Origin of the sequence: Clostridium sp. UBA3061 (assembly GCF_002367465.1) — a bacterium.
GTDB classification, from domain to species: domain Bacteria; phylum Bacillota; class Clostridia; order Clostridiales; family Clostridiaceae; genus Clostridium_J; species Clostridium_J sulfidigenes.
In genome coordinates, this window is the sequence record NZ_DFCF01000010.1 from 208149 (window position 1) to 231984 (window position 23836).

Consider the following 23836-nt stretch of genomic DNA (forward strand, 5'->3'; position numbering starts at 1 on the left):
TCTCCTTACTTTTCATCTATGATTGGGAGTATAATAGAAAATAGATTTTATATCTAAAACACTCTTATATTGCATATTAAGTCCTATTACTTGCTCTCTATAAAAGAATATTAGATAACACACTATGAATGCTAAATATATTGTTCGTCTTTGCTTACCCTCTAGACAATTCTGTATTATATACGGCAATAGTATAAAGTTGTATAATTGTAAATATAATGAAAACCTATTAAATATCCAATTTGACATACCAAAGGCTACAAATATGCAATTTAAAAGAGCCATATTAACAAATACATTACTCTGTGGCCACTTTTCTTTTAGTTCATTCCTTTTTAAATATGCAAATATAATTGGAACCATGTTTACAAAGGTTCTCATTATACTTGACCCTCCTTCGTCAAAATCTGAATAATACCCATAATTAGTATTTTCTATAATCTTAAACAAGTAACTGCTTAGCACCTCATAAAAAAGAAGTCCTAATACAGCAATTCCAATTATCATGTATATTTTCTTTGACCAAGGTTTTAATCTTGCTATAAAATATATCGGAATCATAAATAGAGCTGATTGATGAATAGTTGAAATTATAAGTACACTTAATAAGTATTTTTTAAAGCTACCATCTATAATAAACTTTACGCATAGAAATAAAAGAGCTGCTGCTAAACACTGTCTCATTCCATTCATGGTAACTGTAAAATAACCTGCTGCTATATACATAAATATTTCTAGTTCTATATAACCCCTGTACTTGTTTAATACATAGACATTACATAGTTGAGTTATTAGAGCTACTACAAATACAATAGTTTGTGGATTATTGGAAAATTGAATTAAAATTAAATTTAATAGGACAAAACCATAGTCTCCATTAGCTTTAGAAAAACTAGGATTTTCTACTAAAAGATTATAGGTGTGCTTATACATACCTGTATCTCCAATACCAGACCTTAGCCCTGAAAATAATACTAAAACCGAAACTACAAGAGAAATCCAAAATATAGCTATAAGCTTGTACTTTTTATCATTAGCCATTCTAGCAAGCAATGATAATATAAAAGTTGAAGCTAAGGTAGCATAATATATTCCCATTTTTTTCTCCTTTCTATAAGTTTCTTATATCTCTAGTTCTAAAGATTATATAACTATATAAAATACATCCCAGAGGAATAGCTGCTAACATAATCCCTTTGTATGGAACCTCACTTAAAAAATTCTTATCCTTTACAATTAAACTACTAGATACATAATGGACACATTCTTTAAATCTGTATAATAAAGATGTATTAGGTATCTTTAAGTTTTCTATTCTATAGAAGCACCATCCCTTAGGATTATTTCTGTATTGTCTAAGCATATTCTTAGTAGACCCATCTTCCATGTATTCTACAATACAAACAGGTTCATTAACTAAAGCTAGTTTGTACTTCTCATCTAGTTTATGACACTTATAAGCTAGTCCTACATATTTCTCATCTTCAAACTCTGGATATGGATATTTTTTTGTAAGCTCAGTCCTATATATAAGTTTTTTATCTCCTTTAATACCATATTTATGATATATATCAAATAAAGTAGCTTCCCTTAATCCTTCTGAAAACTTTGTTCCTATTATCTCACCAGTTTCATATAAATCAAGAGCTGCAATTCCTGCTATATTTTCTGCCTTTCTTTCTTCCCAAGCCTTTAGAATTTTTTCTACTCCATCATCTGTCATATAATCATCTGAATCTATACATATATTTAGTTCTGTATCAATATTTTCATAGGCAGTATTATGAGCACTATGCATACCGCCATTTTTTTTATATATATAATCTATTTGAAAGTCTGCTTCCTCTTTCCAATTTATAATCAGCTCTTTAGTATCATCTGTTGATCCATCATCTATTACCAACCATTTGAAATTTTTATTTGTCTGTCTTCTCAAACTTTCATAACACTTATATATGAGTTCTTTTCTATTATAAGTTGGCGTAAAAACTGTTAAAATTGGTTTCATTAATATCCTCCATCCTAAATCATGCTTTTTATATATCTGCTTTTATTTTCAAATAAATCACTTACTAATACTATCATAGACTTTTTCAATTTTCTTACAGTAGTTTTTTATATTATAGTTGGTTTTTATAAATTCACGTCCATTTTTCCCAAGATCAATTCTTAATTGTTTATCCTCTTTCAAATTTCTTAATTCTTCCATAAAACTTCTATAATCTCCTGGCTTTATGAGCCTTCCTCTATTAGAGTTTATAACTTCACTTATACTTCCTACATCCATTGCTACAACAGGTATTCCAAATGCCATAGCTTCCAGTATTACCATTGGAAGACCTTCGTAAAGTGAAGGTAGAAAAAACACATCTATAATAGGGAAAAAATCATATACATTTTCTTCGAATCCTGTAAATATAAAAAACTCACCCAATTCTAATTTTTTTACCATAGACCTAATTTCTTCTTCTTGTGTTCCGCTTCCAATTATGAAAATTTTTGTATCTATAAATTTTTCCTTATATTTATCAAATTCTCTTATAAAAGGTATAAGTCCCTTTTCTTCATCTAATCTACCTACAAATCCTATTACTTTTCCATTCTGTGGAATGATATATTTTGTAGCTATCCACGCCCTTTTATTACTTTTAAAATTTATTATTTCTTCTACATCCATAGCATTAGATAATATAGATATTTTTTCCCTATTAAGATAATTTGTATTTTCTTTATAAAAATCATATACAACCTTACCACAAGTAATATTGTAATCATATTTTGGCCTTAATAACTTATCAATACTACTATTTAATCCATTACTATTTATCCATGGATAGCAACTATGAATATGTGATATTACCTTTATATCTACTCCATATATACTCTTTACTAAATAAGCATGTATTGAAGCATTATTATCATGAGCATGGACTATTTTTATATCATTATCCCTTATAATATTTTTAAGATACTTTATATTTTTTAAAATATGCTTCTTAGAAAAACTTAAGGAATAGCTATTTATATTATTATCCTCAAAACTTTTTTTAAGCTTGTCCCCACCACATAGGACTATCGACTCATAATTAGTTAAATTCTTACAAATTAGCAGCACCATTTTTTCAGCTCCACTTAGCTTATTCATTGGTAATATATGAAGACACCTTTTCATATTTTTACATCCCTTCAATATATATTTTCATTGCTACTTATTAAATTCTAGTAATAAGTTATGCTTTATAAATTTATATTTTTTTCAGGCAAATAGTAGTCTTGTAAATCTAAAGTATCATATATATACTCCAACTCACTTATTACATTATTTAAATCATATTTCTCTATTTCCTTAGGTGTATTAAAGCTTCTATCTCCTTCTAGATAATATTCCTCTATAGCTCTTGCAGTAGCTTCATAATCTCCCACTTCTACTAGCTTACCTATACTTTCATTTTCTATAAGATCTCTTATTCCTCTTATATTAGTACCTATAACTTTTTTCCTATGTGACATAAACTCCATTATACTTTTAGGCAACCCTTCTCTATAGGAGAGTAATATCCCTATATCTGAAATTTTTATAAGCTCATTTATGTTTTCTCTATAACCTAAAAAACTTATATTTTCTTCTATTCCCCTTTTTACTATTTCCTCTTTTAACTCTTTTAGCTTATTTCCTTCTCCTACACTAATTGCCTTAATCTTTGGATACTTATCTTTTATAAGTTCCAACGCTTTTATAAGCTGAAGTTGGTTTTTATTATGATTTAATTCTGCTATCATAAGTATTATAAAATCATCTTTATCAAAAGAGAGCTTCTTTATATTAAGCACTTCTGCCTTTAGTTCAGTCCGTCTAATATCCTCTATATTTATACCTACTCCATTAACTAAGTAACACATTTTAGGCTTTAACTTATTTTTAGTTATTTCATAGTCTTCATTATTAATATTTATTATTACATCTGTAAATCTAGCCATAAGCTTCTCCATAGGATAAAACATACACCATGCTATCTTAGGTGCACCTTTATAAAAGTGATAGCCATGAGCTGTATATATAATTTTTATTTTAGGAAACCAAAGTTTTAATATTCTTCCGTATAATGCTGCTATAGGTGTATGAACATGGACAACATCATATTTATTTATCTTTTGTATAAATCTTAATCTCCAAAAAGCTTTAAAATTTCTTAAACTTAAAGGTTTTCTACAAAATGGTACATTGTATACTTTAACTCCTTTGGATATTAATCTCTTGTCTATAGGTTTATCTATAAAGCATGCGCAATCAACAACATATCCTTTATCTATTAACATTTCTATATGTGGAATTAAAAATGCATTAATTGTTCTACTTACTGTTGTTATATATAATATCTTTTTCATAAACTTCCTCTTCCCTTATGACCCTTGCAGGAACTCCTACAGCAGTACTATAAGCTGGGATATCCTTTACTACTACAGAGCCAGCTCCTATTATTGCTCCCTTTCCTATTTTTAAATTTTGAATTACCGTAGAGCAGGATCCCATAAGTACTCCTTCTTCAATAATATCTCCTCCTGAAATATTTACGTTCCATAACAAGGATACATAATCTTTTATAATAGAATCATGACCAATACCACATTTAGGACTTATTATTACATGTTCTCCGATTTTAATATCTGTTGTTAAAATTGCTCCTTCATATATTATTGTCCCATGTCCCACAGTCATAAAATCATGTATGGATACTCTTGGATGAATTAAAGTTGCGAATTTAAACTTTCCCTCTAACTTTGAAACTATTTCTTTCTTTACTCTATAGTTTGATATAGCTACAACAACATATATGTCTTTACTAATGTAATTTAATAACTCAACATTTCCTATAATTCTATGTCCGTTTAAAGTTTTCCCTAAATTTGTTGGATTATCATCTAGGAATCCAATTATATTCCAAGTTGGTTTAAAATTATTAATTTGATTTATTATTAATGCAACTTCTCTTCCAACTCCTCCTGCTCCTATAATGATAACTTTTTTCATAGCAACTTCCTCTTTTTCACATTTAATAAAACAAATCTATGACAATTGATTTTTAAAGTCAAAGATTAATATGTTTAATTTGATATTTTAAGCATTAACTTTTTTTGTTTTATATTTTTCATAATTTCTTCTTCTTGATTTTTTACTAAGAAAACTCTTTTTTTCTTTAGTATAATATTTATAATAAGAATCTGTTCTCTTTATGTCGCAACTATTCAGTATACTTCCAACTACATTTGCATTTACCTTTTTTAATTCTTTATATGCTAAATTAATATCTTTTTCTCTAGTTTTACCGTACTTCACCACTATAATTGTTGCATCTGCTTTACCTGCAAGAATGCTGGCATCAGTAACAGCTAGTAACGGTGGAGTATCTAATATTATATAGTCATAGATACTTCCTATATTTTTTAAAAATCCTTCAAAAGTTTTCGAACCTAAAATTTCTGCAGGATTAGGAGGAATAGTACCTGATGATATTACTGATAGGTCAGAAGTAAATTCTTGTATAGATTCTTTTAAATTATCTTTATCAATTAAACAATCCGTAATTCCCTTTAAATTAGAAAGCCTAAATTTTTTATGTAAAGATGGTCTTCTAAGATCACAATCTATAATTAAAACTTTATTTCCACTTTCACTTAAACAAAGTGCTAAATTACCAGCAATTGTTGATTTCCCCTCTCCTGGTACTGAACTAGTTATTACAATGGTCTTTATTGCTTTATCAACAGATGAATATTTTAAACTTGTGCGTATGGATTTATAAGATTCAGCAGATATAGAATGTGGCATTTTATTGTATATAAACATTACTCTCTTCCTCCCTTAAATCCTTTTTCGTGCTTAGGTATATTTCCTAATACTGGTACTGGCAAAACTTTTTCTAATCTAGAGTTACTCTTAATAGTGTCATCAAGATAATCTATAAAAAATATTAATCCCAAAGAAAATATTACACCAACTCCGAAGTACATAAGCATTAGCTTCTTTTTATTAGGTACTATGGGATATACTTTACTACTATCTATAATTCTCGGCTTAGCATCTGGAATTATAGTTTTTGCTTGCTCATTAAACTCTTCACATATAGCTGTTAGTACCTGTTCTGCTCCCTCCATATCATTAGTATTATATGTTACTGTAAATATAGGTGTATTCTCTGATGCAGAAAACCCTAATGAATTTTTCACTTCCCAAGACGACTTGTTAATTTTATATTTTTTCAATGTTTCATTTAAAAAATCATCTACCCTAATTATTTCATTAAAGGTATTCATAAATTCATTGTAATATTGAATTTCATTCTGAGAATAATAGTCCATTAGATTATTTCCTCTACCAACGTAAATTTTCGCTGTAGCTTGATAACTTGTAATCATTAATGAAGCTTTATAACCACCTAAACATGATATAGCTCCAGTAATTAATATTAAAATCCAAATTTTTTTCTTTAGTAAATATACTATTTCATCAAAATTTATCAATTTTTCATCCATAAATTTCATCCTCCTTTAATTGCTTCCATTAAAGTATTCCATGGTAATATTATCATCTTGGTTTATTCCATCTTTTTTAATAACTTTATATATGGTTAAAAATAAAATTTTCAAATCTAAAAGTAGGGACCAGTTACACACGTACCATATGTCTAATTTAAATTTTTCTGTCCATGATATAGCATTTCTACCATTAATTTGTGCCCACCCCGTAATTCCTGGTAGAACCTGATGCCTTTTTAACTGCTCTTGTGAGTATAAACTTAAATACTCTTTTAAAAGAGGTCTTGGTCCTACTAAACTCATATCTCCTTTTATAACATTTATAAGCTCTGGTATTTCATCAAGGCTTAATGCCCTCAGTGTTTTTCCTATTGTTGTGTGCCTCTTTTCATCTGGTAATACCTTCCCATTTTCATCCTTTATATCTTTCATTGTTCTAAACTTAATCATTTTAAAAATCTTATTCCTTTTTCCTACCCTCTCTTGTATAAAAAAAATTGGTTTTCCTAATTTAATCTTTATTATCAGTGCTATAATAATTAACATAGGTAATAAAATAATAAGTCCTAATATTGAAATAGCAACATCAAATATTCTTTTTATAAACATATTCTCCTCGAACTTTCTTAAATTTTATCTCTGTCTTTTTAAATGTAAATTTATTTTTTAAATTTTATATTAACCAAGTATAAATTACTTATAATTCCAAACTTTATTTAAATAATCTTTTTATAGCATCTATTACCCTTTGTTGATCTTCAATTGTCATTTTTGTATCTGATGGAAGACAAATTCCTCTTTCAAATATATCTTCACATACACTTATACCTACATCATTGTGATTAAAAAAACTAAATCCTTTATAATAAGGTTGAAGGTGGATAGGCTTCCAAACATGTCTAGATTCTATATTTTCTTTTTCTAAAGCTTTTATTATATCTATAGGTTTAATTTTGCATCCTTTAGATAAAGTCATCACACTAAGCCAATAATTTGATGTTCCATAGTCACAAATTTCTTCCATATCAATCCACGGAATATTCCTAAAATTTCTATCATAAAATTTAAAAATACTTTTTTTCTTAGCTATTCGTTGATTCAATATTTTAAGTTGACCTCTACCTATTCCTGCTAAAATATTACTCATTCTATAGTTATATCCAAGCTCTGAATGTTGATAATATCTAGCCTTGTCTCTAGCTTGAGTGGCCCAAAATCTTGCTTTCTCTATGGCATTCATATTATTTGATACAAGCATTCCACCAGCAGAAGTAGTTATTATCTTATTTCCATTAAAAGAGAATACTCCAAATTCACCCATGGTTCCAGTTTGCTTACCCTTATAAGTTGCACCTAATGATTCTGCAGCATCTTCTACAATAGGCACATCATAAAAGTTGCAAATTTTTATTATTTCGTCCATATCTGCACTTTGACCATATAAATGAACTACAATTACCGCTTTAGGCTTCATATTTTTTTCTTCATAATATTCAAAAGCTCTTTTTAATGCTTTGGGAGACATATTAAAACTTTCAGGTTCTGAATCAATAAATACTGGAACAGCTCTTTCATATATTATTGGGTTACAACTTGCTACAAAAGTTAATGATGAACAAAAAACTAAATCATTATTTTTTACATCTAATAGCTTCAATGCCATATGAATTGCTGAAGTTCCAGAGCTTAGTGCCAAGCCTCTTTTTACTTTTACATAGTTTGCTATCTCATTCTCAAAATTCTCTACATTAGGACCCATTGGTGCTATCCAATTAGTATCAAAAGCCTCAAGTACGTACTTAATTTCTTCCTCACCCATATGTGGCGATGAAAGGTATATTTTCCTCCTGCTATCTTCATTAATTATTTCACTAAACCTATTTTGCTCTGCTAATTCTAAAATTTCTTTACTTTTATCTATTTTGTTGAACTTTATTGATTGAATAATATCCTTGTTACTTTTCATATTTTCCACTATATACTTCGCCTCCTTTCATAGGATAATATGTAAAAAACTCTTTCCTTTTCCTTAAAACTTTTATATTAAAATCCCTAACCACGAATCAATATTAAGTTTTATTATTATAAAATCTGATTAAAATTTTTGTTTATACATTAAATCCACTATTTTTGTATAAATAATTAACATATAGTTCTACATTACAATATTACCACTTTTTTACATTTGTTTCATTTAGTTTTCTTCGTCTTTTTATCCTAGGAAATAACAATGCCTTTTTGCATGATACTTTATTTGTATGTATATGCACTTATTTATACATACTTCTACTTTATATAACTAATTATTTTAATAATAAAATTCTTCTTTCACCCTAAAGTTACAATAAAACTTTTATAATATTGAATAAAAGTTTTAGTATATAGTAAAAGAGTGTGCCTAGCATTGCTATGACACACTCTAATAAAATTTATTTGTTGCACTACTCTCTACTTTAGTTTTAGGCTCTATGTTTAATGAAAGTGATAGAATTTGGAGAGAATTTATATTTTCATATAACAAATAGATATATATTAAACTATTTATATATGTTAATAGGAAACTATATAAATAGTTAACTATTTGTTGTGGCCTCAAGGGTTTCAGAGATTTTCTTATTTTGAAAAAAGTAAAATTAGCCAATGATATTCTATCACTCTGGAACTAATTCTAATCTTTTATCCAATTTATCAACTAGTATAATGTTAGTAACCTCTACATTTCCTCTATTAATAACTATAAATCATTTTAATCTATAATTTTATTAAGCTATACATATAGATTCTCTGTATAGTATGAGATTTTCATTAGAATTGTACCATTTAACTATTGTTAAAATTCATATATAATTTCATAATGATAATATATAAGTGTAAATATTATGGGAATTATAAATAAATGTTAATATTTGTTTATAATTATTTACATTCCATTTTTTATATGGTACACTATATTTAAATTGTTAGATAATAATAATTATTAAATAATAACTTACTTTTAATGGTAATGTTATAGAATAAGAAAGTGGGGAATAAAGATGGGAAATCTAAAAGGAACTAAAACAGAAGCTAATTTAGCAACAGCATTCGCAGGAGAATCTCAAGCTAGAAATAAATATACTTTTTATGCTTCAAAAGCTAAAAAGGAAGGATATGAGCAAATTGCTGCTCTTTTCACTGAAACTGCAAATAATGAAAAAGAACATGCAAAAATATGGTTTAAGCTTCTTCATGATGGCATAGGTGATACTATGGAAAACCTTAAAGATGCAGCTGCTGGTGAAAACTATGAGTGGACTGATATGTATGCTACTTTTGCAAAAGAAGCTAGAGAAGAAGGCTTTGATAAAATTGCAAACTTATTTGAAGGTGTAGGTAAAATTGAAAAAGAGCATGAAGAAAGATATTTAGCTTTATTAAAAAATATTGAAGACGGAAAAGTATTTGAAAAAGAAGAAAAAGTGGTATGGCAATGTGCTAATTGCGGATTCATCTATGAAGGAGAAAAAGCACCAAATGCATGTCCTGTTTGTGCACATCCTCAAAGCTACTTCCAATTATTAGCTAAAAACTATTAATATTAAAATAACAAGGGTATTGAATCAAGAATTAATTCTAGATTCGATACCCTTATTTAATATGTTTTATTCTATATTAAAGTCTTATTCTATAGGCATTAACTTTTGATATATTTCACTTCTATACCTCTTATCTAAAAGCATTATGGTACCCTTATCTTCTTCAGTTCTAATAACCCTTCCCATAGCCTGTATAACTTTGTTCATTCCTGGAAATGTATACGCATAGTGAAATCCCGGTTCCCCTATTTCGTTAAAATATTCTTCTATTAATTTTCTTTCAAAGGATATTTTAGGTAATCCAACTCCCACTATAATCGCTCCCTTAAGTCTATCCCCAATTAAATCTATTCCTTCTGAAAATACTCCTCCTAGAACTACAAAACCTATAGTTCTCTCCTTACTATTTTTATCTACATCCATCAAAGAAAATCTTTCCAAGAATTCTTCTCTTTCTTCCTCTGTCATAACACTTTCTTGTAAGTATATATTATGTTCACTAAAATTCTTACAGTAAACTTCATATACTTTTGTCATATATTCATAGGAAGGAAAAAACACTAAAAAGTTTCCCTCATAATTATTTAGAGTTTCATTGATATATTTACAGATCGGGTAATAACTTTTCTCTCTGTACTTGTATCTAGTATCAATGTCATATTTTAGAATCAAATTTCTATTTTCTGGTGGAAAGGGAGACTGAAGTTTTATGCTATAACTTTTATCATCTCCACCTAGTAGATTTTTAAAATAATTCATTGGAGACAGAGTGGCTGAAAAAAATATATTACTTATATTACCTTTTATACACTGTTTTATCACATTACTTGGGTTTAAACAGAATATTTTTATCCGGATATCCATATCTTCATTATTACAGTATAGTACAAAATCCTCTGAAAATAACTCTCCAATTCTAATAAAATCTAAGAAAGAAAAATATACATTTAAAAATATTTCATCTATGGTTTCACCACTGTGTTCTTTTAAATAATTTTCACCTTCTGTTGCAAAAAGCCTGAAAAGAACTAGCATTTCTCCGGGTCCTTCATCTATTACTATATTACCCTTTTCACCTATTGTATATTCCTTTAGTTTTTTAATTATTTTATTTATTATACCTATTAGTTTTTTATTTTTATATTTAAATTCTTTTTTTAATTCTTTCAAATCACTTTCTTTTATCTCAGCAGAATACATTTCTCTTCCACGGTCTACTAAATTATGTGCCTCATCAATAAGAAATATATATGGTGTATCATCAAATGCCATTCTCTTTATCATAGCTTTAGGATCAAAGAAATAGTTATAATCACCTATTATAAAATCACACCAAGCAATTAAATCTAAGGAAAGTTCAAAAGGGCATACCTTAAATTGCCTGCTGTACTCCTCAATAATCTGTTGATTAAAAACTTCATTGTTTTCTATCATAGCTAATATGGCGTCATTAACTCGATCAAAATGTCCCTTTGCATATTCACAGGCATCGCCATTACATATTCTTTCCTCTAGAAAACAAATCTTATCTTTTGCAGTAATAGTTAATGTTCTAAGCCTCATACCAGAGTCTCTTAATATGCCTAAGGTATTTTCAGCCACTCCTTTAGTAATATTTTTTGCTGTAAGATATATAAGCTTAGCTGAATTATTTATAGTAAAAGACTTTATTGCAGGAAAAATTGTTGAAATAGTTTTTCCTGTCCCCGTAGGTGCTTCAATGTAAATATCTTTTTTCTCTTTAATAGTTCTATATATATTTATAGCTAGTTCCCTTTGACCCTTCCTATAATTTTTAAAAGGAAAATCTAACTTTTCAATAGAGTTATTTCTTAGTTCTATCCAACTACTCTGAAGATGAATCCACCTTGTATACCTGCCCATCACTTCATTGAAAAATTCCTTTAGTTCTTCCCTTAAAAAAGTTTTTGAAAAGGTCTTTGTATGCAAACTTTCTCTGTGACAATATATAAGATCTATATCTATTTCACTTAGGTTTTCTTCTTCACAATAGATATGCCCATATAGTTTTCCTTGGGCCCAGTGAAGAAAGTTTTCATTTTCTTCAAGTGTAAGTAAGTCCTTCATGGTAGTCTTTATCTCTATTATTTTAACTCTAGTGTTACTACCTTCCTGTGAACTAATAATAACACCGTCGGCTCTCCCTTCTAAAATAATATTTATTTCCTTATAGCATAACTCTCTTGATAGATACATCTCATTAATATAGGTCTTCTCTTCAGATTCATCACATTGCTCTTTAAGTTCCTTTTGTATGACTTTATGAAGTCTAGTCCCCTCTTGAGCTGATGCAATACCCCCTATTCTATCATCAATATCCCCTTGTCTATAAATAAATTCTATTAAATTTCTAACAGATATTCTCATATTATTTTCTATCATATTCTTCTCCTAAAAGGTATATCCATGATTAAACCTAGTACTTACTTATTTTGTTTCTGGGTTTCCATCTCTTCAAAAATTTCATTTAGATATTCCCATCTTTCTAATAAAAAATTCAATTCATCTTTTAATCTATTTTGATCTTCCAGTAACTGTTGTAACTTTACAAAATCACTTCCACACTGGTTTATCTCTGTCTCTACTAAGGCAATATCTTCCTCTTTTTTTTCAATTTCATCATCTATGGTATCAAATTCTTTTTGCTCTTTAAATGTAAATTTTAATTTAGTTGGCTTTTCTTTACGATTTTTATTTTCATCATATTTCTTTTCTTTGTTAGTACTTGATGTAGCAACTTCTTCTTCAGCCTTTATATCCCTATACTCTTTATAATCACTATAATTTCCTACAAGCTCTAAAATCTTTCCTTGTCCTTCAAAGCTAAAAATTCTATTGGCAATTCTATCTAGGAAGTATCTATCGTGGGATATGGCTATTACCGTACCATTAAATCTATCCAAATAGTCTTCCAGAATTGTTAAAGTCTGAATATCTAAGTCATTGGTTGGCTCATCTAAAAATAATACATTAGGTGCTTCCATTAGTATTCTTAAAAGATATAATCTTCTCTTCTCTCCACCAGACAATTTAGATATAAAACTATGCTGCATGGCTCCATCAAATAAAAAGTTCTCTAACATTTGAGAAGCAGTAATTTTACTTCCATCATTTGTAGTTATATACTCAGCTATTTCTTTAATATACTCGATAACTCTCATAGTTCCATCTAATTCTATATTTTCTTGGGTAAAATATCCTATCTTAACAGTTTCACCTTGTGTAACTTCTCCCTTATCAGGGCTTAATCTTCCACTTATAATATTCAATAAAGTAGATTTACCCATACCATTATTCCCTATAACTCCTACTCTCTCTTCCTTAGTAAAGATATGACTAAAATCCTTTATAATTACCTTGTCTCCAAAGTCCTTGCTTATATTATCAAGCTCTAATATCTTCTTTCCTAACCTTGAACCAGCTGTATTTAATTCCATTCTATCTTCATCTATCTTATAGGATGTTTCTTTTAACTCTTCAAACCTCTCAATCCTTGCCTTTTGCTTAGTAGATCTCGCCTTAGCTCCTCTTTTTATCCACGCTAACTCTTTTCTGTAAAGATTTTGTCTTTTACTCTCAAGCGCTTCAAAAAGCTGCATTCTCTCTGCTTTTTTCTCTAAAAATACAGAATAATTTCCTTGATAAGAATAAAGCTCTCCCCTATCTAGTTCAAAGATCCTATTAGTAATTCTATCTAAGAAGTATCTATCGTGGGTTATCATTATAACCCCACCTTTTCTTTTTTGTAATAGCTCCTCCATATAATCAATTATTTCATTATCCATGTGGTTAGTAGGTTCATCCAATATTAAAAGATCACAAGGAGTTATTAGCACATTACAAAGCCCTACTCTCTTTCTTTGCCCTCCAGAAAGCTTTCCCATTTTAGCATCAAAATCCGTTATACCTAACTTTGTTAGTAATGCTTTTGCCTCACTTTCTATTTGCCAACCTCCTAATGCGTCAATTTTACTAGTAAGCTTAAATAACTGTTGTTGCAGCTTTGAATTATCACTATTGGTTTTTAGTTCTTCTAATACATGTTCATACTCTCTTAGTACTTCCATTATTTCCCCAGCACCATCAAAAACATGATCAATAATCCTATCCTCTGGATTAAACTCAATATGTTGAGGTAAATAAGATATGTTCAGTCCATTCATCTTTGTAATTGTACCAGAATCCTCTTGTTCTATTCCTGCAATTATTTTTAATAATGTAGACTTTCCAGCTCCATTTACACCAATTATTCCAACTTTATCTTCTGATGTTATGGTTAGTTTAACATCTGTTAATAATGGTTTTTCACTATAACTCTTATATATATTTTCAAGTGTTATTAAATTCATATGTATCATCCTCTATTCTTAGCTATGTTTAATTATTTATTTTCTTTTTATAATATCTTCTATTTATAAAACCTTTCCTATGGACATTATACCTAATCGAGAAAGAAATAAAAACCTCTAGATACTATTATTATCTAAAGGTTTTTACTTAATATTTAATATTTATAGGGACTTTATACTATATCGCTAATCAAATTTATCCTAAAAAATATAACTTTCATAAAATAAAACTATAAGAAATGTGTTATACCGCTACATCTTCAGGCTCTTCTTTCTTTTTTTCACCTATAGTAGATAAATTAATTCCTAATCCTTTTTGTATTATTCTAATAATTGGAAGAGAAATTAAACCATCTACAACGTGATGAATTATAGTTCCTATTCCTGTTACAACAATTGATAATACTATATTACCTGTAAATATAAGTACTACTAATCCTTCAAAAACTCCATGTATTGGTGCTGTAAAAGCTACAACTTTACCATAAGACATTTTTTTCATAATCATTTTAGCTCCAATGTATCCTACTACTATATGAGATGATGCTCTCATTGCCACAATTGGATCTCCTATAGCAAATAAAAAACCTACCACTGAACCAATTCCAACTACTGCAGCCTCAAAAGGTCCTAAGAACATAGCAATAAACATAGGTACGTGTGATGCCAAAGTTGCAGAGAATGGTGGTATATATACCTTAAGAAAAGGCCCAAATATTACTGGTATTATAATAGACATAGCTATTAATAATGAACTAATTACCATCTTTTTTAGATTTGTTTTCATTTTTATCCTCCTACCTGTACTGTATATACATTAGTATATATCATAAAGTTACAGTTGTAAATAGAAAGTATCCATTATAAAAAAACAATGGATACTTTCTATTTAAATCAGTTATAAATTTGACCTTTTTTTTCTTTTAACGCTAATAATAACTTATCACATGTTACAGGTATGCTATACATTCTAACTCCTACTGCATCATATATGGCATTTAATATAGCTGGAGCTGTAGGTATCATTACAGGCTCTCCTATTCCTTTAGCTCCATAAGGACCTGATTCCTCAAATTCCTCCACAAAATAAGTATCTATATGTGGTACATCTTTACTGGTTGGTATTATATAATTTGAAAAATTTCTATTTTTTATAGAACCTTTTTCTATTTCTATTTCTTCCATAAGTGCATAACCTATTCCCATGGCAACTCCGCCTTGTGCCTGACCTTCTGCCGAAGCTGGATTTATTATTTTTCCTGCGTCATTTACAGCTATAACTTCAATTATATCAACCTTGCCAGTTTCATCATCTACTTCAATAGTAACTTTTTGTGCTCCAAAGGTATAAGGCCAATAAGGATTACCTTCACCAGTTTCCATATCAATTTGTGAAGTTTCTGCTTTAAAATAACCTTCTGTCTTTACCGGAATTCCCTTTTCTTTCATTTGCTTATAAAGGAGCTTTATTTCTTCTTTATTAATACAGTTATCGTTTGATCTACTTAAACCTTTATTTAAATTACTTCTAAGTTTTTTACAAGCATCATATACAGCATTTCCTGTATTGTAAGTTTGTCTACTTGCTGCTGCAGTACCACTATCTTTTACAAAGCTAGTGTTATCATACATTACTTTAATTAGATTTTTATCTATATTTAATGTTTCTGTAGCAATTTGCCACATCACACTTATACCACCAGAACCTACATCTGAAACTTCCACATATACTACAATTTCACCATCTTCCATAAGTTCTGCCGTTGCTCTTGATTCATCAGGAAACCCATTTCCATACCCAGTACCATAAAATATAGTAGCATACCCTACACCACGGTTCTTCATATCAATTTCACACCTTCTTTTAAATTTCTACTCCATCTAGGTCTGCAAGCTTTTCTATACATTTTTTAAGACCTACACTTGATTTTAACACTTGACCTGTAGCAGTTTTATCTCCTACTTTAAAAGCATTTATATATCTAAATTTTAGTGGGTGAATCCCAATCTTTTCAGCTAACATATCCATCTGACTTTCTGTAGCAATAGGACATTGTGTTGCTCCAAATCCTCTCATTGCCCCACTATATGGATTATTGGTATATACAGCCATGGCTCTTATATCTACATTTTGTATATTATATGGACCAGTAGCATGTACTGCGGCCTTTCTTAATACATTTATCCCCCATGAAGCATATGCACCAGTATCTCCATAGATTCTAGCTTTTAATGCACAAAGTTTACCATCTTCTCTCACCCCTGTTTTCAAAAAAATTTTCATAGGGTGTCTTTTACTATGGGATATAGTAGATTCTTCTCTATCATAAACTACCTTAACTGGTTTTTCAGTCAAATAAGCTGCAATTGCGGCGTGACATTGTGGATTAATATCTTCTCTACCTCCAAAGGCTCCACCAATAGTCATATTTCTAATTCTAACCTTTTCTTCCTCAATATTTAAGCATCTAGCTACCTCTTCTCTATCATAATGTGGATATTGAGTTGCAACATATACTTCTACCACTCCCTCTTCATCAACTCTGCTTACAGATGCCTCAGGCTGTAGAAAAGCATGTTCTACCATAGGAGTTTTATACCAGTTCTCTACTATATATTTAGCTTCCTCAAATCCATCATCAATATTTCCTTTTTTTATCTTTAAATCATAAAGTAAATTACTTCCTTCACCTAAAATTGGAGCATCTTCTTTTAAAGCATCTTCAATATTAAAAATGCCCTTAAACTCTTCATACTCTATTTTCACATTATTTAAAGCGTCTTTTAAAGCTTCCTTATTTTTAGAAACTATTATAATTATGGGATCCCCTACTCTTTTAATTATATCTTTCACAAGAGTAGGAATATCCTTAAATACAACACCATGACTTATAGCTCCTGGTATCATAGTATAATCTATGACCATTTCCACATCTTCCATAGCTCTTATTTCTTCCATATTTATATTTTTAACTTTTCCATAGGGAATTGTACTTCTTTTTACTCCAGCATATAACATATCTTCAAATTCTAAATCGTCAGGATAAATTGATTTACCTAGTACTTTATTGTATACATCTGGCCTTATAAGTCCTCTTCCAACAGACTCCATTGCAACCTCTCCTCTAATTATTTTTCAACTTCCTTTGAGCTAAAATTATACCTTGAACTATTTTGTCATAACCTGTACACCTGCAAAGATTTCCTGAAATACTTTCCCTTATTTCCTCTTCAGTTGCATCTATGTTTTTATCTAGTATAGCTTTAGCACTTAGTATCATTCCTGGAGTACAATATCCGCATTGAACTGCTCCTACCTCCATAAAAGCTTCTTGAATGGGATGTATTCCGTTATTACTAATACCTTCTATAGTAATTATTTCGCAGCCATCTAAAGTTGCCGCTAGCAAAAGGCAAGAATTCACAGTTTTACCATCTAGAATAACAGTGCAAGCACCACACTCTCCTTCTCCACACCCTTCCTTTGTTCCTTTTAGCTTAATTTCGTCCCTTATAAAATCTATTAGTCTCATCATACTATTTATATTTCTTTTATATTTAATTCCATTTATTTTTATATTTACTTCTACCACAATATACCTCTTTTCTATAATTTAAAATTATATCTACTTCTGTAAAGCGTTATCTAAGGCTCTTTTAAATACACCTTTAGTTGCCTCCCTTTTAAAAGGCATAGTTTTCCTACCCTCAATGCTTTTCTCTACTATACCTTCTAAATATTCTAAAGCTTCTTCAGAATATAGCCATTTAATATCTTTTCCCAAAGACCTTTCTTCTAACTCTTTAGCCCTAAAGGGATATCTTCCAACTGCTCCAAGACATATATTTATAGCACAAATCCTATCTTTTTTTATTTCTAAATTTACAGCAGCACTTACTCTTGAAATGGCTAAAGAATTTCTTTTACCTAACTTGTAATAGCCACTTATATTTTGTGTTTTAGGTATAATAATATGAGTTAATATTTCATTTTCTTTTAATCCCTCTTCTTTATAATTTTCAAAATATTCTTCACAACTTACTCTTCTTATTGCTTCTTCAGATTCTATAAGTAATATTCCTCCTAAACTAATTATACAAGGTATTATATCAGCTGCTGATCCTCCATTAGCAATGTTACCTCCAACAGTGGCTACATTTCTAATTTGTGGTGATCCCATAGACATACTACAATTTAAAAGTAAATTACAGTAATTATTTATAATATTATTTTCAATTAAATCACTAAAAGTCACCATAGCCCCAATATATATTTCATCCTCATCATCTACTATTTTTTTTAATTCTGAAATTTTTCCTAAGGAAACTATGGATTCACACTTTACTTTATTTCTTTTAAAGTCTAGAACTAAGTCTGTGCCCCCAGCTAACAGTTTAAAATTAGAATGATCTTTCATATATTCTTTAACTTCTTCTATAGTTTTAGGACTGTAAATTTTCAACACTTTTACGCTATACCCCCATTCATATATATTTATTCAATTTATTCATTTTATTCAAATTTATTACATATAATTTTTTAAAAAAATCTTCTATATTAAATATATAGAAGACTTATTTTACTGTAATGATATTATTTTATTTTGTTTTGTTGCATGCCGTTAATATCATCTCTTCTGCAACTTGAAAATAATCATCTAAATCAAATTTCCCTTCGTCGATTAAGTACTGTAATGAAGCCCCTAACATTAAGGATACCATTACAAAAGGAATATTTCTCATAGTTTTATCATCAATTCCTTCTTGTTCTTCTTTAGAAAAAGTCTCTTCTATACTCTTTCTCCAGATATTAAAGGTATTTTGAAATATAGTCCTTATCTCTTCATTTACAGTTCCTTGAACCCAATAATCAATTTGGGCATATTCCATCTTTTTATTTATTAAAATATCATCTTTTTTCTGTTCAAAGAACCCTTGAATATTTTCAGTAACAGTTTTAGCTTCAGTATCTATATAATTCTTACGACCCTTAGAAAACTCCTCTTGTATGCTATTAAGTAATGCTACCATAATATCATTCTTAGTAGAGAAGTGATAGTGTAGGTTAGCTTGGCTCATATTAGCCTCCTTAGCAATTATATGCATACGAGTTCCACTAATTTTTTCCTTAGATACTACTTCAAGTGCCGCTTTAAGTATCCTCTTATCCACATCTTTTTCCATAATTAACCTTCTTTCTCACTTAACCCTAATTTCATCTAAAAGTATATAGTTTTTAATTTACCTATATGGCTCATCTATAATTTTTCCAGCCACATACCTTTTAATGATATTCTTAGGATTTCCTGTGTAAATAAATTTTTGTAATCTTTCTTGTATTGATAGTTTTTTGAAACTTTTTAATGAACTATCATCTATAACTAATGCATCAAATTCGTAACCTTTTTCAAAGCTACCAACCTTTCCAAAGAAACTTCCACTTCCCTTAGTCGCTAAATAAAACAATTCAGCTGTATTTAGTGGTGCTTCTTTTTTACCACTTTCAAGCCATTTAATGTTTGATGCTTGTGCACTGTCTACCATTACGTTGCACATAGACAAGCTATGTCCTCCTGATATGTCAGAAGCAAGTCCAATTGGTATTCCTTCATTTATAAATTTTCTAATTGGAGCTATACCACTTGCTAAATTGGAGTTTGAATTTGGACTATGAGCTACAAACACTTTATTTTGCCTAAGCATTTCTATTTCTTCATCTTCAAGTAATACGCAGTGAGCCATAATTGTTGGTTGATTACCAAGAAGCCCTGCATCTTTATAAATACTGGCATAATTTTTATACTCTGGATGCAAGGATTTTACAAATTCTATTTCATCTTTATTTTCACTTAAGTGTGACTGTACTGGTATTTTATATTTTTCAGCTAAGTCACCTAATCCTCTTAATAATTTCGTAGTACAAGTTGGGACAAATCTAGGAGTTATAATTGGTTTTACACGTTCATACTTATCCCCATATTCATTTATAAAGTTTTCCGTATCTTCAATAGATTTCACTGAATCTTCTCTTAAAAATTCCGGACAATTTCTATCCATATTTACCTTTCCTACATAAGCACCGAGTCCTGAATGGTTTAAGATATCCATTAAGAGCTTTGTTGAATCTAGATGTACTGTGGCAAATATACAACTTCTAGTAGTTCCATTTTTCCAAAGTTCCCTTACTAAACTAGTGTATACATCTTTTGCATAGGTTGTATCCCAGTACTTTTCTTCTTCTGGAAAAGTATATGTCTCTAACCATGGCATTAATTCCTTGTCTAATCCTAACCCTAAATTAGGAAATTGAGGTCCATGAAGGTGCAAATCAACAAAACCAGGAATAATTAATTTATCTCCATAATCTATTACTGATGCGTTTTTAAGTTCTTCTGGTAATACTTCATATACTCCCTTTATTATCTTATTCACTAGTACCACATACCCATTTTCGATTATTTCATATTCTCCAAAGTTTTGGGTAAAAATAATGTTTCCTTTTATTGCTTTAATCTGGCTCATCACATTCCTCCTTAATTAAATTATCATATTCAAACTATAATTTAATCTTTCTACCTAGTGAACTCTTTTTCTTCTTATTTCTTATAAAATGTATCTTCTAGAGGTAAAGTAGTTCGGAATTTATGATCTAGCATATAGTAAGCTCCTTGAATTGCCGGCGCTGTTGGGATAGATGTTATTTCTCCTATCCCTTTTGCCCCATAGGCTAAATCACTAGTATTCTTTTCTATTATTATAGGTAATATCTTAGGAACTGCTGGAGCTCTAAATAAACCTAAAGTTCCAAATTTAGCTATAGGTATGCAATTATTAAGTGGATAATCCTCTGTTAAAGCATATCCTAAACTCATAACAACTCCCCCCTCAATTTGTCCTTCAACGTTTATAGGATTAATTGCTCTTCCCACATCATGAGCAGCAACTATCTCTTTAAGTTTACCATTTTTATCAAGTATTGCAAGTTGTGTTGCATACCCATAGGCTACATGACTAACAGGATTTTCCTTTGGAGAATTTATAGGGTCTGTTACTCCCCTGTATTCTCCGTAAAATTCTCTATCATTTAATAAATTCAAAACCTTGTCTGTATTATTTAAGAGCCACTTTCTAATTATACTACGCTCTATGCAACTTTCTTTTTCATGGTTTATTAATTTTTCTTCACTGTATTGCTTCATCACTTCTTCCATAAACTTCATCGTAGCAATCCTAACAGCCTCTCCTGTAAACAAAGTCTGTCTTGAAGCTGTAGTTGTTCCTGAATTAGGTGAATCAAAGGTATCAGGAAAACCTATTGCAACTTTATTGGGTGATAATCCAGTAATTTCACAAATTATCTGTGTCATTATAGTACCTATGCCCTGACCTATACAAGCTGCACTAGTTCTCACATTAATAACTCCATCTTTTATGACTAGGTTACACCTACCTATATCAGGAAGTCCAACCCCTATTCCACTATTTTTCATACAGCACGCAATTCCTACAATTTCATTTCCATAATATTCATCCTTTACAGCTAGTAACGTTTCTTTAATTGCTGTACCTGAATCAGCTATCTGACCATTAGTTAGTATATCTCCTGGTTCTACAGCATTTCTATATCTAATTTCCCAGCTTGATATGCCAACCTTTTCGGCTAAAAGATTTAAGTTACATTCCCCTGCAAATACAGATTGAGTTACCCCAAATCCTCTAAAAGCTCCTGCTGGTGGATTATTAGTATAAACTGCTGTGCCAGTGATATCAACATTATCACATCTGTATGGTCCTGCTGCATGGGTACATGCCCTTTGTAATACTGGTCCTCCTAAAGATGCATATGCTCCAGTATCGGCAACTATATTAGCTATAAAAGCTGTTAATTTTCCTTCTTCATCACATGCTGTAGTTACTTCAATTTCCATAGCATGTCTTTTGGGGTGAATCATTATGCTTTCTTTCCTACTTAAAGTAATCTTCACAGGCATTTTTATAATATATGCTAGTAAAGCTGCATGATGTTGAACACTCATATCCTCTTTTCCACCAAAGCCACCTCCAACATATTTACTAATACACCTTATTTTTTTCTTAGGCAGCCCTAATAGTTCTGATATTTCTCTTTGCTCATCATAAATTCCTTGGGAGCCAGTATAAACTAGCACTCCATCTCCATCCGGCATTGCCAAAGCACTTTCCGGTTCCAAAAAAGCATGCTCTGTGAATGGAGTTGAATAAGAATTAGTAACTATATATTTAGAGTTTTTTAATGCATCCTCAATATTACCTCTTCTAACTCTTTCATTTCTATATATATTTCCTTCAGGATGAATTCTTGGAGCATCATATCTCATAGCCACTTCAGGTTTCGTTAGTGGTACAAGCTCTTCATATTCTACTTCTATAAGCTGTAAAATTTCCGTTAAAGCCTTTTTTGATTTTGCAGCCACTAGTGCTATAGCATCTCCCACGTATCTAGTTTCTTCTCCCACTGCTATTAAAGCTGGCCAATCCTTTGAAATATGTCCAATATATCTATTCCCAGGTATATCCTTTGCTGTTAAAATGGTTATAACATTAGGATGATTTAGAGCTTTATCTATATTAATTTTTTTAACCAGTGCTCTTGGATATTTTGTTCTTAATGCGGAACCATATGCAAGCCCATCAACCTTCATATCATCAACATATATAGCAGTTCCCAAAATTTTATCCATAGCATCAATTCTTGTTAACGATTTTCCTATAGAACCATTTCGTTCTAAATCAAAATTTAATTTTCCTTGCCGAAAAACTTGTGCTGCTAATTCAATTGCTTCTATTATCTTTACATATCCTGTACATCTGCATACATTTCCTTTAATAGCAGCTTTTATCTCATCTTTAGATGGATTTAAATTTCTATTAAATAATCCCTTAGCACTAATCACCATGCCTGGAATACAAAATCCACACTGAACTGCACCAACCTTTGAAAAAGACCATGAAAATACTTGTTTTTCGAATTCTGATAAACCCTCAACAGTTTGTACTTCTTTACCATTAATTTTTTTAAGAGTATTTATGCACGCCCTTCCTTGAACTCCATTTATTAAAACCATACAAGCTCCACAAGCACCTTCTCCACACCCATTTTTAACTGATGTTAAATTTGCTTCTTCCCTTAAGTATTCAAGCAAGTTCATATTTTCTTCAAATGAAATATTTTTTCCGTTTAGCACAAACTCATACATAAATTTCCTCCTAATAATTTACTAATGTATAAACTCACCAACATATTATATAGCTGAATAGGACCCCTCAAATATAATATATACTCAGGGTCCTAGCATATTTTAATTATAATGTATACTT

Annotated in this window: 20 protein-coding genes; 1 reads left to right on the forward strand and 19 read right to left on the reverse strand. The window is 29.9% G+C overall.

Annotated elements, in window-relative coordinates; translation table 11 throughout:
- Positions 1-12 precede the first annotated feature (12 nt).
- From B2P65_RS08585 to B2P65_RS08625, 9 genes are all read right to left on the reverse strand, one after another.
- Positions 13-1098 carry an EpsG family protein gene (locus tag B2P65_RS08585; protein ID WP_346879991.1) on the reverse strand — a complete coding sequence of 362 codons (1086 nt, stop codon included), beginning with the start codon at positions 1096-1098 and terminating at the stop codon, positions 13-15.
- A 13-nt stretch (positions 1099-1111) separates the two neighbouring features.
- On the reverse strand, positions 1112-2008 hold the full coding sequence (locus tag B2P65_RS08590; protein ID WP_346846586.1) for a glycosyltransferase family A protein: 897 nt from the start codon (positions 2006-2008) through the stop codon (positions 1112-1114).
- Between the two features lie 57 nt (positions 2009-2065).
- A complete protein-coding gene (locus B2P65_RS08595; protein ID WP_346879992.1) occupies positions 2066-3172 on the reverse strand; it encodes a glycosyltransferase family 4 protein in 1107 nt (368 codons plus the stop codon).
- A 65-nt stretch (positions 3173-3237) separates the two neighbouring features.
- The gene (locus B2P65_RS08600; protein ID WP_346879187.1) at positions 3238-4386 is read right to left on the reverse strand and encodes a glycosyltransferase family 4 protein; all 1149 of its coding nucleotides are present in this window, start codon (positions 4384-4386) and stop codon (positions 3238-3240) included.
- Positions 4352-5029: an acetyltransferase gene (locus B2P65_RS08605; protein WP_346846583.1), complete on the reverse strand. Its 678-nt coding sequence runs from the start codon at positions 5027-5029 to the stop codon at positions 4352-4354. The genes B2P65_RS08600 and B2P65_RS08605 overlap by 35 nt, the downstream gene beginning before the upstream one ends.
- Positions 5030-5116: 87 nt before the next feature.
- Entirely contained in the window at positions 5117-5845 is a 729-nt protein-coding gene (locus B2P65_RS08610; RefSeq protein ID WP_346846582.1) for a CpsD/CapB family tyrosine-protein kinase, read from the reverse strand.
- Positions 5845-6531 (reverse strand): YveK family protein, encoded by a 687-nt coding sequence (locus tag B2P65_RS08615; RefSeq protein WP_346879993.1) that lies wholly within the window; start codon positions 6529-6531, stop codon positions 5845-5847. The genes B2P65_RS08610 and B2P65_RS08615 overlap by 1 nt, the downstream gene beginning before the upstream one ends.
- A gap of 15 nt (positions 6532-6546) precedes the next feature.
- Positions 6547-7143 (reverse strand): sugar transferase, encoded by a 597-nt coding sequence (locus B2P65_RS08620; protein WP_346846580.1) that lies wholly within the window; start codon positions 7141-7143, stop codon positions 6547-6549.
- 103 nt (positions 7144-7246) lie between these two features.
- Positions 7247-8353: a DegT/DnrJ/EryC1/StrS family aminotransferase gene (locus B2P65_RS08625; RefSeq protein ID WP_346879356.1), complete on the reverse strand. Its 1107-nt coding sequence runs from the start codon at positions 8351-8353 to the stop codon at positions 7247-7249.
- 1216 nt (positions 8354-9569) lie between these two features.
- On the opposite strand from B2P65_RS08625, the gene rbr reads away from it, so the two are divergent.
- Positions 9570-10109, forward strand: coding sequence for a rubrerythrin (gene rbr, locus B2P65_RS08630; RefSeq protein WP_035133587.1), 540 nt, complete (start codon positions 9570-9572; stop codon positions 10107-10109).
- Positions 10110-10193: 84 nt separating this feature from the next.
- Here the strand turns inward: rbr and B2P65_RS08635 are convergent, their stop codons facing one another.
- The 10 genes from B2P65_RS08635 to xdh form a co-directional block, all read right to left on the reverse strand.
- A complete protein-coding gene (locus B2P65_RS08635) occupies positions 10194-12512 on the reverse strand; it encodes an ATP-dependent DNA helicase (RefSeq protein ID WP_346879994.1) in 2319 nt (772 codons plus the stop codon).
- 41 nt (positions 12513-12553) lie between these two features.
- A complete protein-coding gene (locus B2P65_RS08640; RefSeq protein ID WP_346879995.1) occupies positions 12554-14479 on the reverse strand; it encodes an ABC-F family ATP-binding cassette domain-containing protein in 1926 nt (641 codons plus the stop codon).
- Between the two features lie 244 nt (positions 14480-14723).
- A complete protein-coding gene (locus tag B2P65_RS08645; protein ID WP_346879996.1) occupies positions 14724-15266 on the reverse strand; it encodes an ECF transporter S component in 543 nt (180 codons plus the stop codon).
- Between the two features lie 107 nt (positions 15267-15373).
- The gene (locus B2P65_RS08650; RefSeq protein WP_346879997.1) at positions 15374-16324 is read right to left on the reverse strand and encodes a xanthine dehydrogenase family protein molybdopterin-binding subunit; all 951 of its coding nucleotides are present in this window, start codon (positions 16322-16324) and stop codon (positions 15374-15376) included.
- 19 nt (positions 16325-16343) lie between these two features.
- Complete coding sequence (locus tag B2P65_RS08655; RefSeq protein WP_346879998.1) at positions 16344-17591, reverse strand: xanthine dehydrogenase family protein molybdopterin-binding subunit; 1248 nt, start codon at positions 17589-17591, stop codon at positions 16344-16346.
- A 13-nt stretch (positions 17592-17604) separates the two neighbouring features.
- Positions 17605-18072, reverse strand: a complete 468-nt coding sequence (locus tag B2P65_RS08660; RefSeq protein ID WP_414632436.1) for a (2Fe-2S)-binding protein — start codon at positions 18070-18072, stop codon at positions 17605-17607.
- Positions 18073-18105: 33 nt separating this feature from the next.
- Positions 18106-18945, reverse strand: coding sequence for an FAD binding domain-containing protein (locus B2P65_RS08665; protein WP_346879999.1), 840 nt, complete (start codon positions 18943-18945; stop codon positions 18106-18108).
- Positions 18946-19078: 133 nt separating this feature from the next.
- The gene (locus B2P65_RS08670; RefSeq protein WP_346880000.1) at positions 19079-19663 is read right to left on the reverse strand and encodes a TetR/AcrR family transcriptional regulator; all 585 of its coding nucleotides are present in this window, start codon (positions 19661-19663) and stop codon (positions 19079-19081) included.
- Between the two features lie 57 nt (positions 19664-19720).
- Complete coding sequence (gene guaD, locus B2P65_RS08675) at positions 19721-21001, reverse strand: guanine deaminase (RefSeq protein ID WP_346880001.1); 1281 nt, start codon at positions 20999-21001, stop codon at positions 19721-19723.
- A gap of 74 nt (positions 21002-21075) precedes the next feature.
- Positions 21076-23715, reverse strand: coding sequence for a selenium-dependent xanthine dehydrogenase (gene xdh / locus B2P65_RS08680; RefSeq protein ID WP_346880002.1), 2640 nt, complete (start codon positions 23713-23715; stop codon positions 21076-21078).
- Positions 23716-23836 lie beyond the last annotated feature (121 nt).

What these genes read in the sequence shown, in the direction of transcription:
- B2P65_RS08645 (WP_346879996.1), bottom strand. Translation starts at nt 15,266, where the DNA reads ATGAAAACAAATCTAAAAAAGATGGTAATTAGTTCATTATTAATAGCT.
- guaD (WP_346880001.1), bottom strand. Translation starts at nt 21,001, where the DNA reads ATGAGCCAGATTAAAGCAATAAAAGGAAACATTATTTTTACCCAAAAC.
- B2P65_RS08640 (WP_346879995.1), bottom strand. Translation starts at nt 14,479, where the DNA reads ATGAATTTAATAACACTTGAAAATATATATAAGAGTTATAGTGAAAAA.
- B2P65_RS08670 (WP_346880000.1), bottom strand. Translation starts at nt 19,663, where the DNA reads ATGGAAAAAGATGTGGATAAGAGGATACTTAAAGCGGCACTTGAAGTA.
- B2P65_RS08595 (WP_346879992.1), bottom strand. Translation starts at nt 3,172, where the DNA reads ATGAAAAGGTGTCTTCATATATTACCAATGAATAAGCTAAGTGGAGCT.
- B2P65_RS08635 (WP_346879994.1), bottom strand. Translation starts at nt 12,512, where the DNA reads ATGATAGAAAATAATATGAGAATATCTGTTAGAAATTTAATAGAATTT.
- B2P65_RS08650 (WP_346879997.1), bottom strand. Translation starts at nt 16,324, where the DNA reads ATGAAGAACCGTGGTGTAGGGTATGCTACTATATTTTATGGTACTGGG.
- B2P65_RS08610 (WP_346846582.1), bottom strand. Translation starts at nt 5,845, where the DNA reads ATGTTTATATACAATAAAATGCCACATTCTATATCTGCTGAATCTTAT.
- B2P65_RS08620 (WP_346846580.1), bottom strand. Translation starts at nt 7,143, where the DNA reads ATGTTTATAAAAAGAATATTTGATGTTGCTATTTCAATATTAGGACTT.
- B2P65_RS08605 (WP_346846583.1), bottom strand. Translation starts at nt 5,029, where the DNA reads ATGAAAAAAGTTATCATTATAGGAGCAGGAGGAGTTGGAAGAGAAGTT.
- B2P65_RS08625 (WP_346879356.1), bottom strand. Translation starts at nt 8,353, where the DNA reads ATGGGTGAGGAAGAAATTAAGTACGTACTTGAGGCTTTTGATACTAAT.
- B2P65_RS08615 (WP_346879993.1), bottom strand. Translation starts at nt 6,531, where the DNA reads ATGGATGAAAAATTGATAAATTTTGATGAAATAGTATATTTACTAAAG.
- xdh (WP_346880002.1), bottom strand. Translation starts at nt 23,715, where the DNA reads ATGTATGAGTTTGTGCTAAACGGAAAAAATATTTCATTTGAAGAAAAT.
- B2P65_RS08600 (WP_346879187.1), bottom strand. Translation starts at nt 4,386, where the DNA reads ATGAAAAAGATATTATATATAACAACAGTAAGTAGAACAATTAATGCA.
- B2P65_RS08585 (WP_346879991.1), bottom strand. Translation starts at nt 1,098, where the DNA reads ATGGGAATATATTATGCTACCTTAGCTTCAACTTTTATATTATCATTG.
- B2P65_RS08655 (WP_346879998.1), bottom strand. Translation starts at nt 17,591, where the DNA reads ATGGAGTCTGTTGGAAGAGGACTTATAAGGCCAGATGTATACAATAAA.
- B2P65_RS08590 (WP_346846586.1), bottom strand. Translation starts at nt 2,008, where the DNA reads ATGAAACCAATTTTAACAGTTTTTACGCCAACTTATAATAGAAAAGAA.
- rbr (WP_035133587.1), top strand. Translation starts at nt 9,570, where the DNA reads ATGGGAAATCTAAAAGGAACTAAAACAGAAGCTAATTTAGCAACAGCA.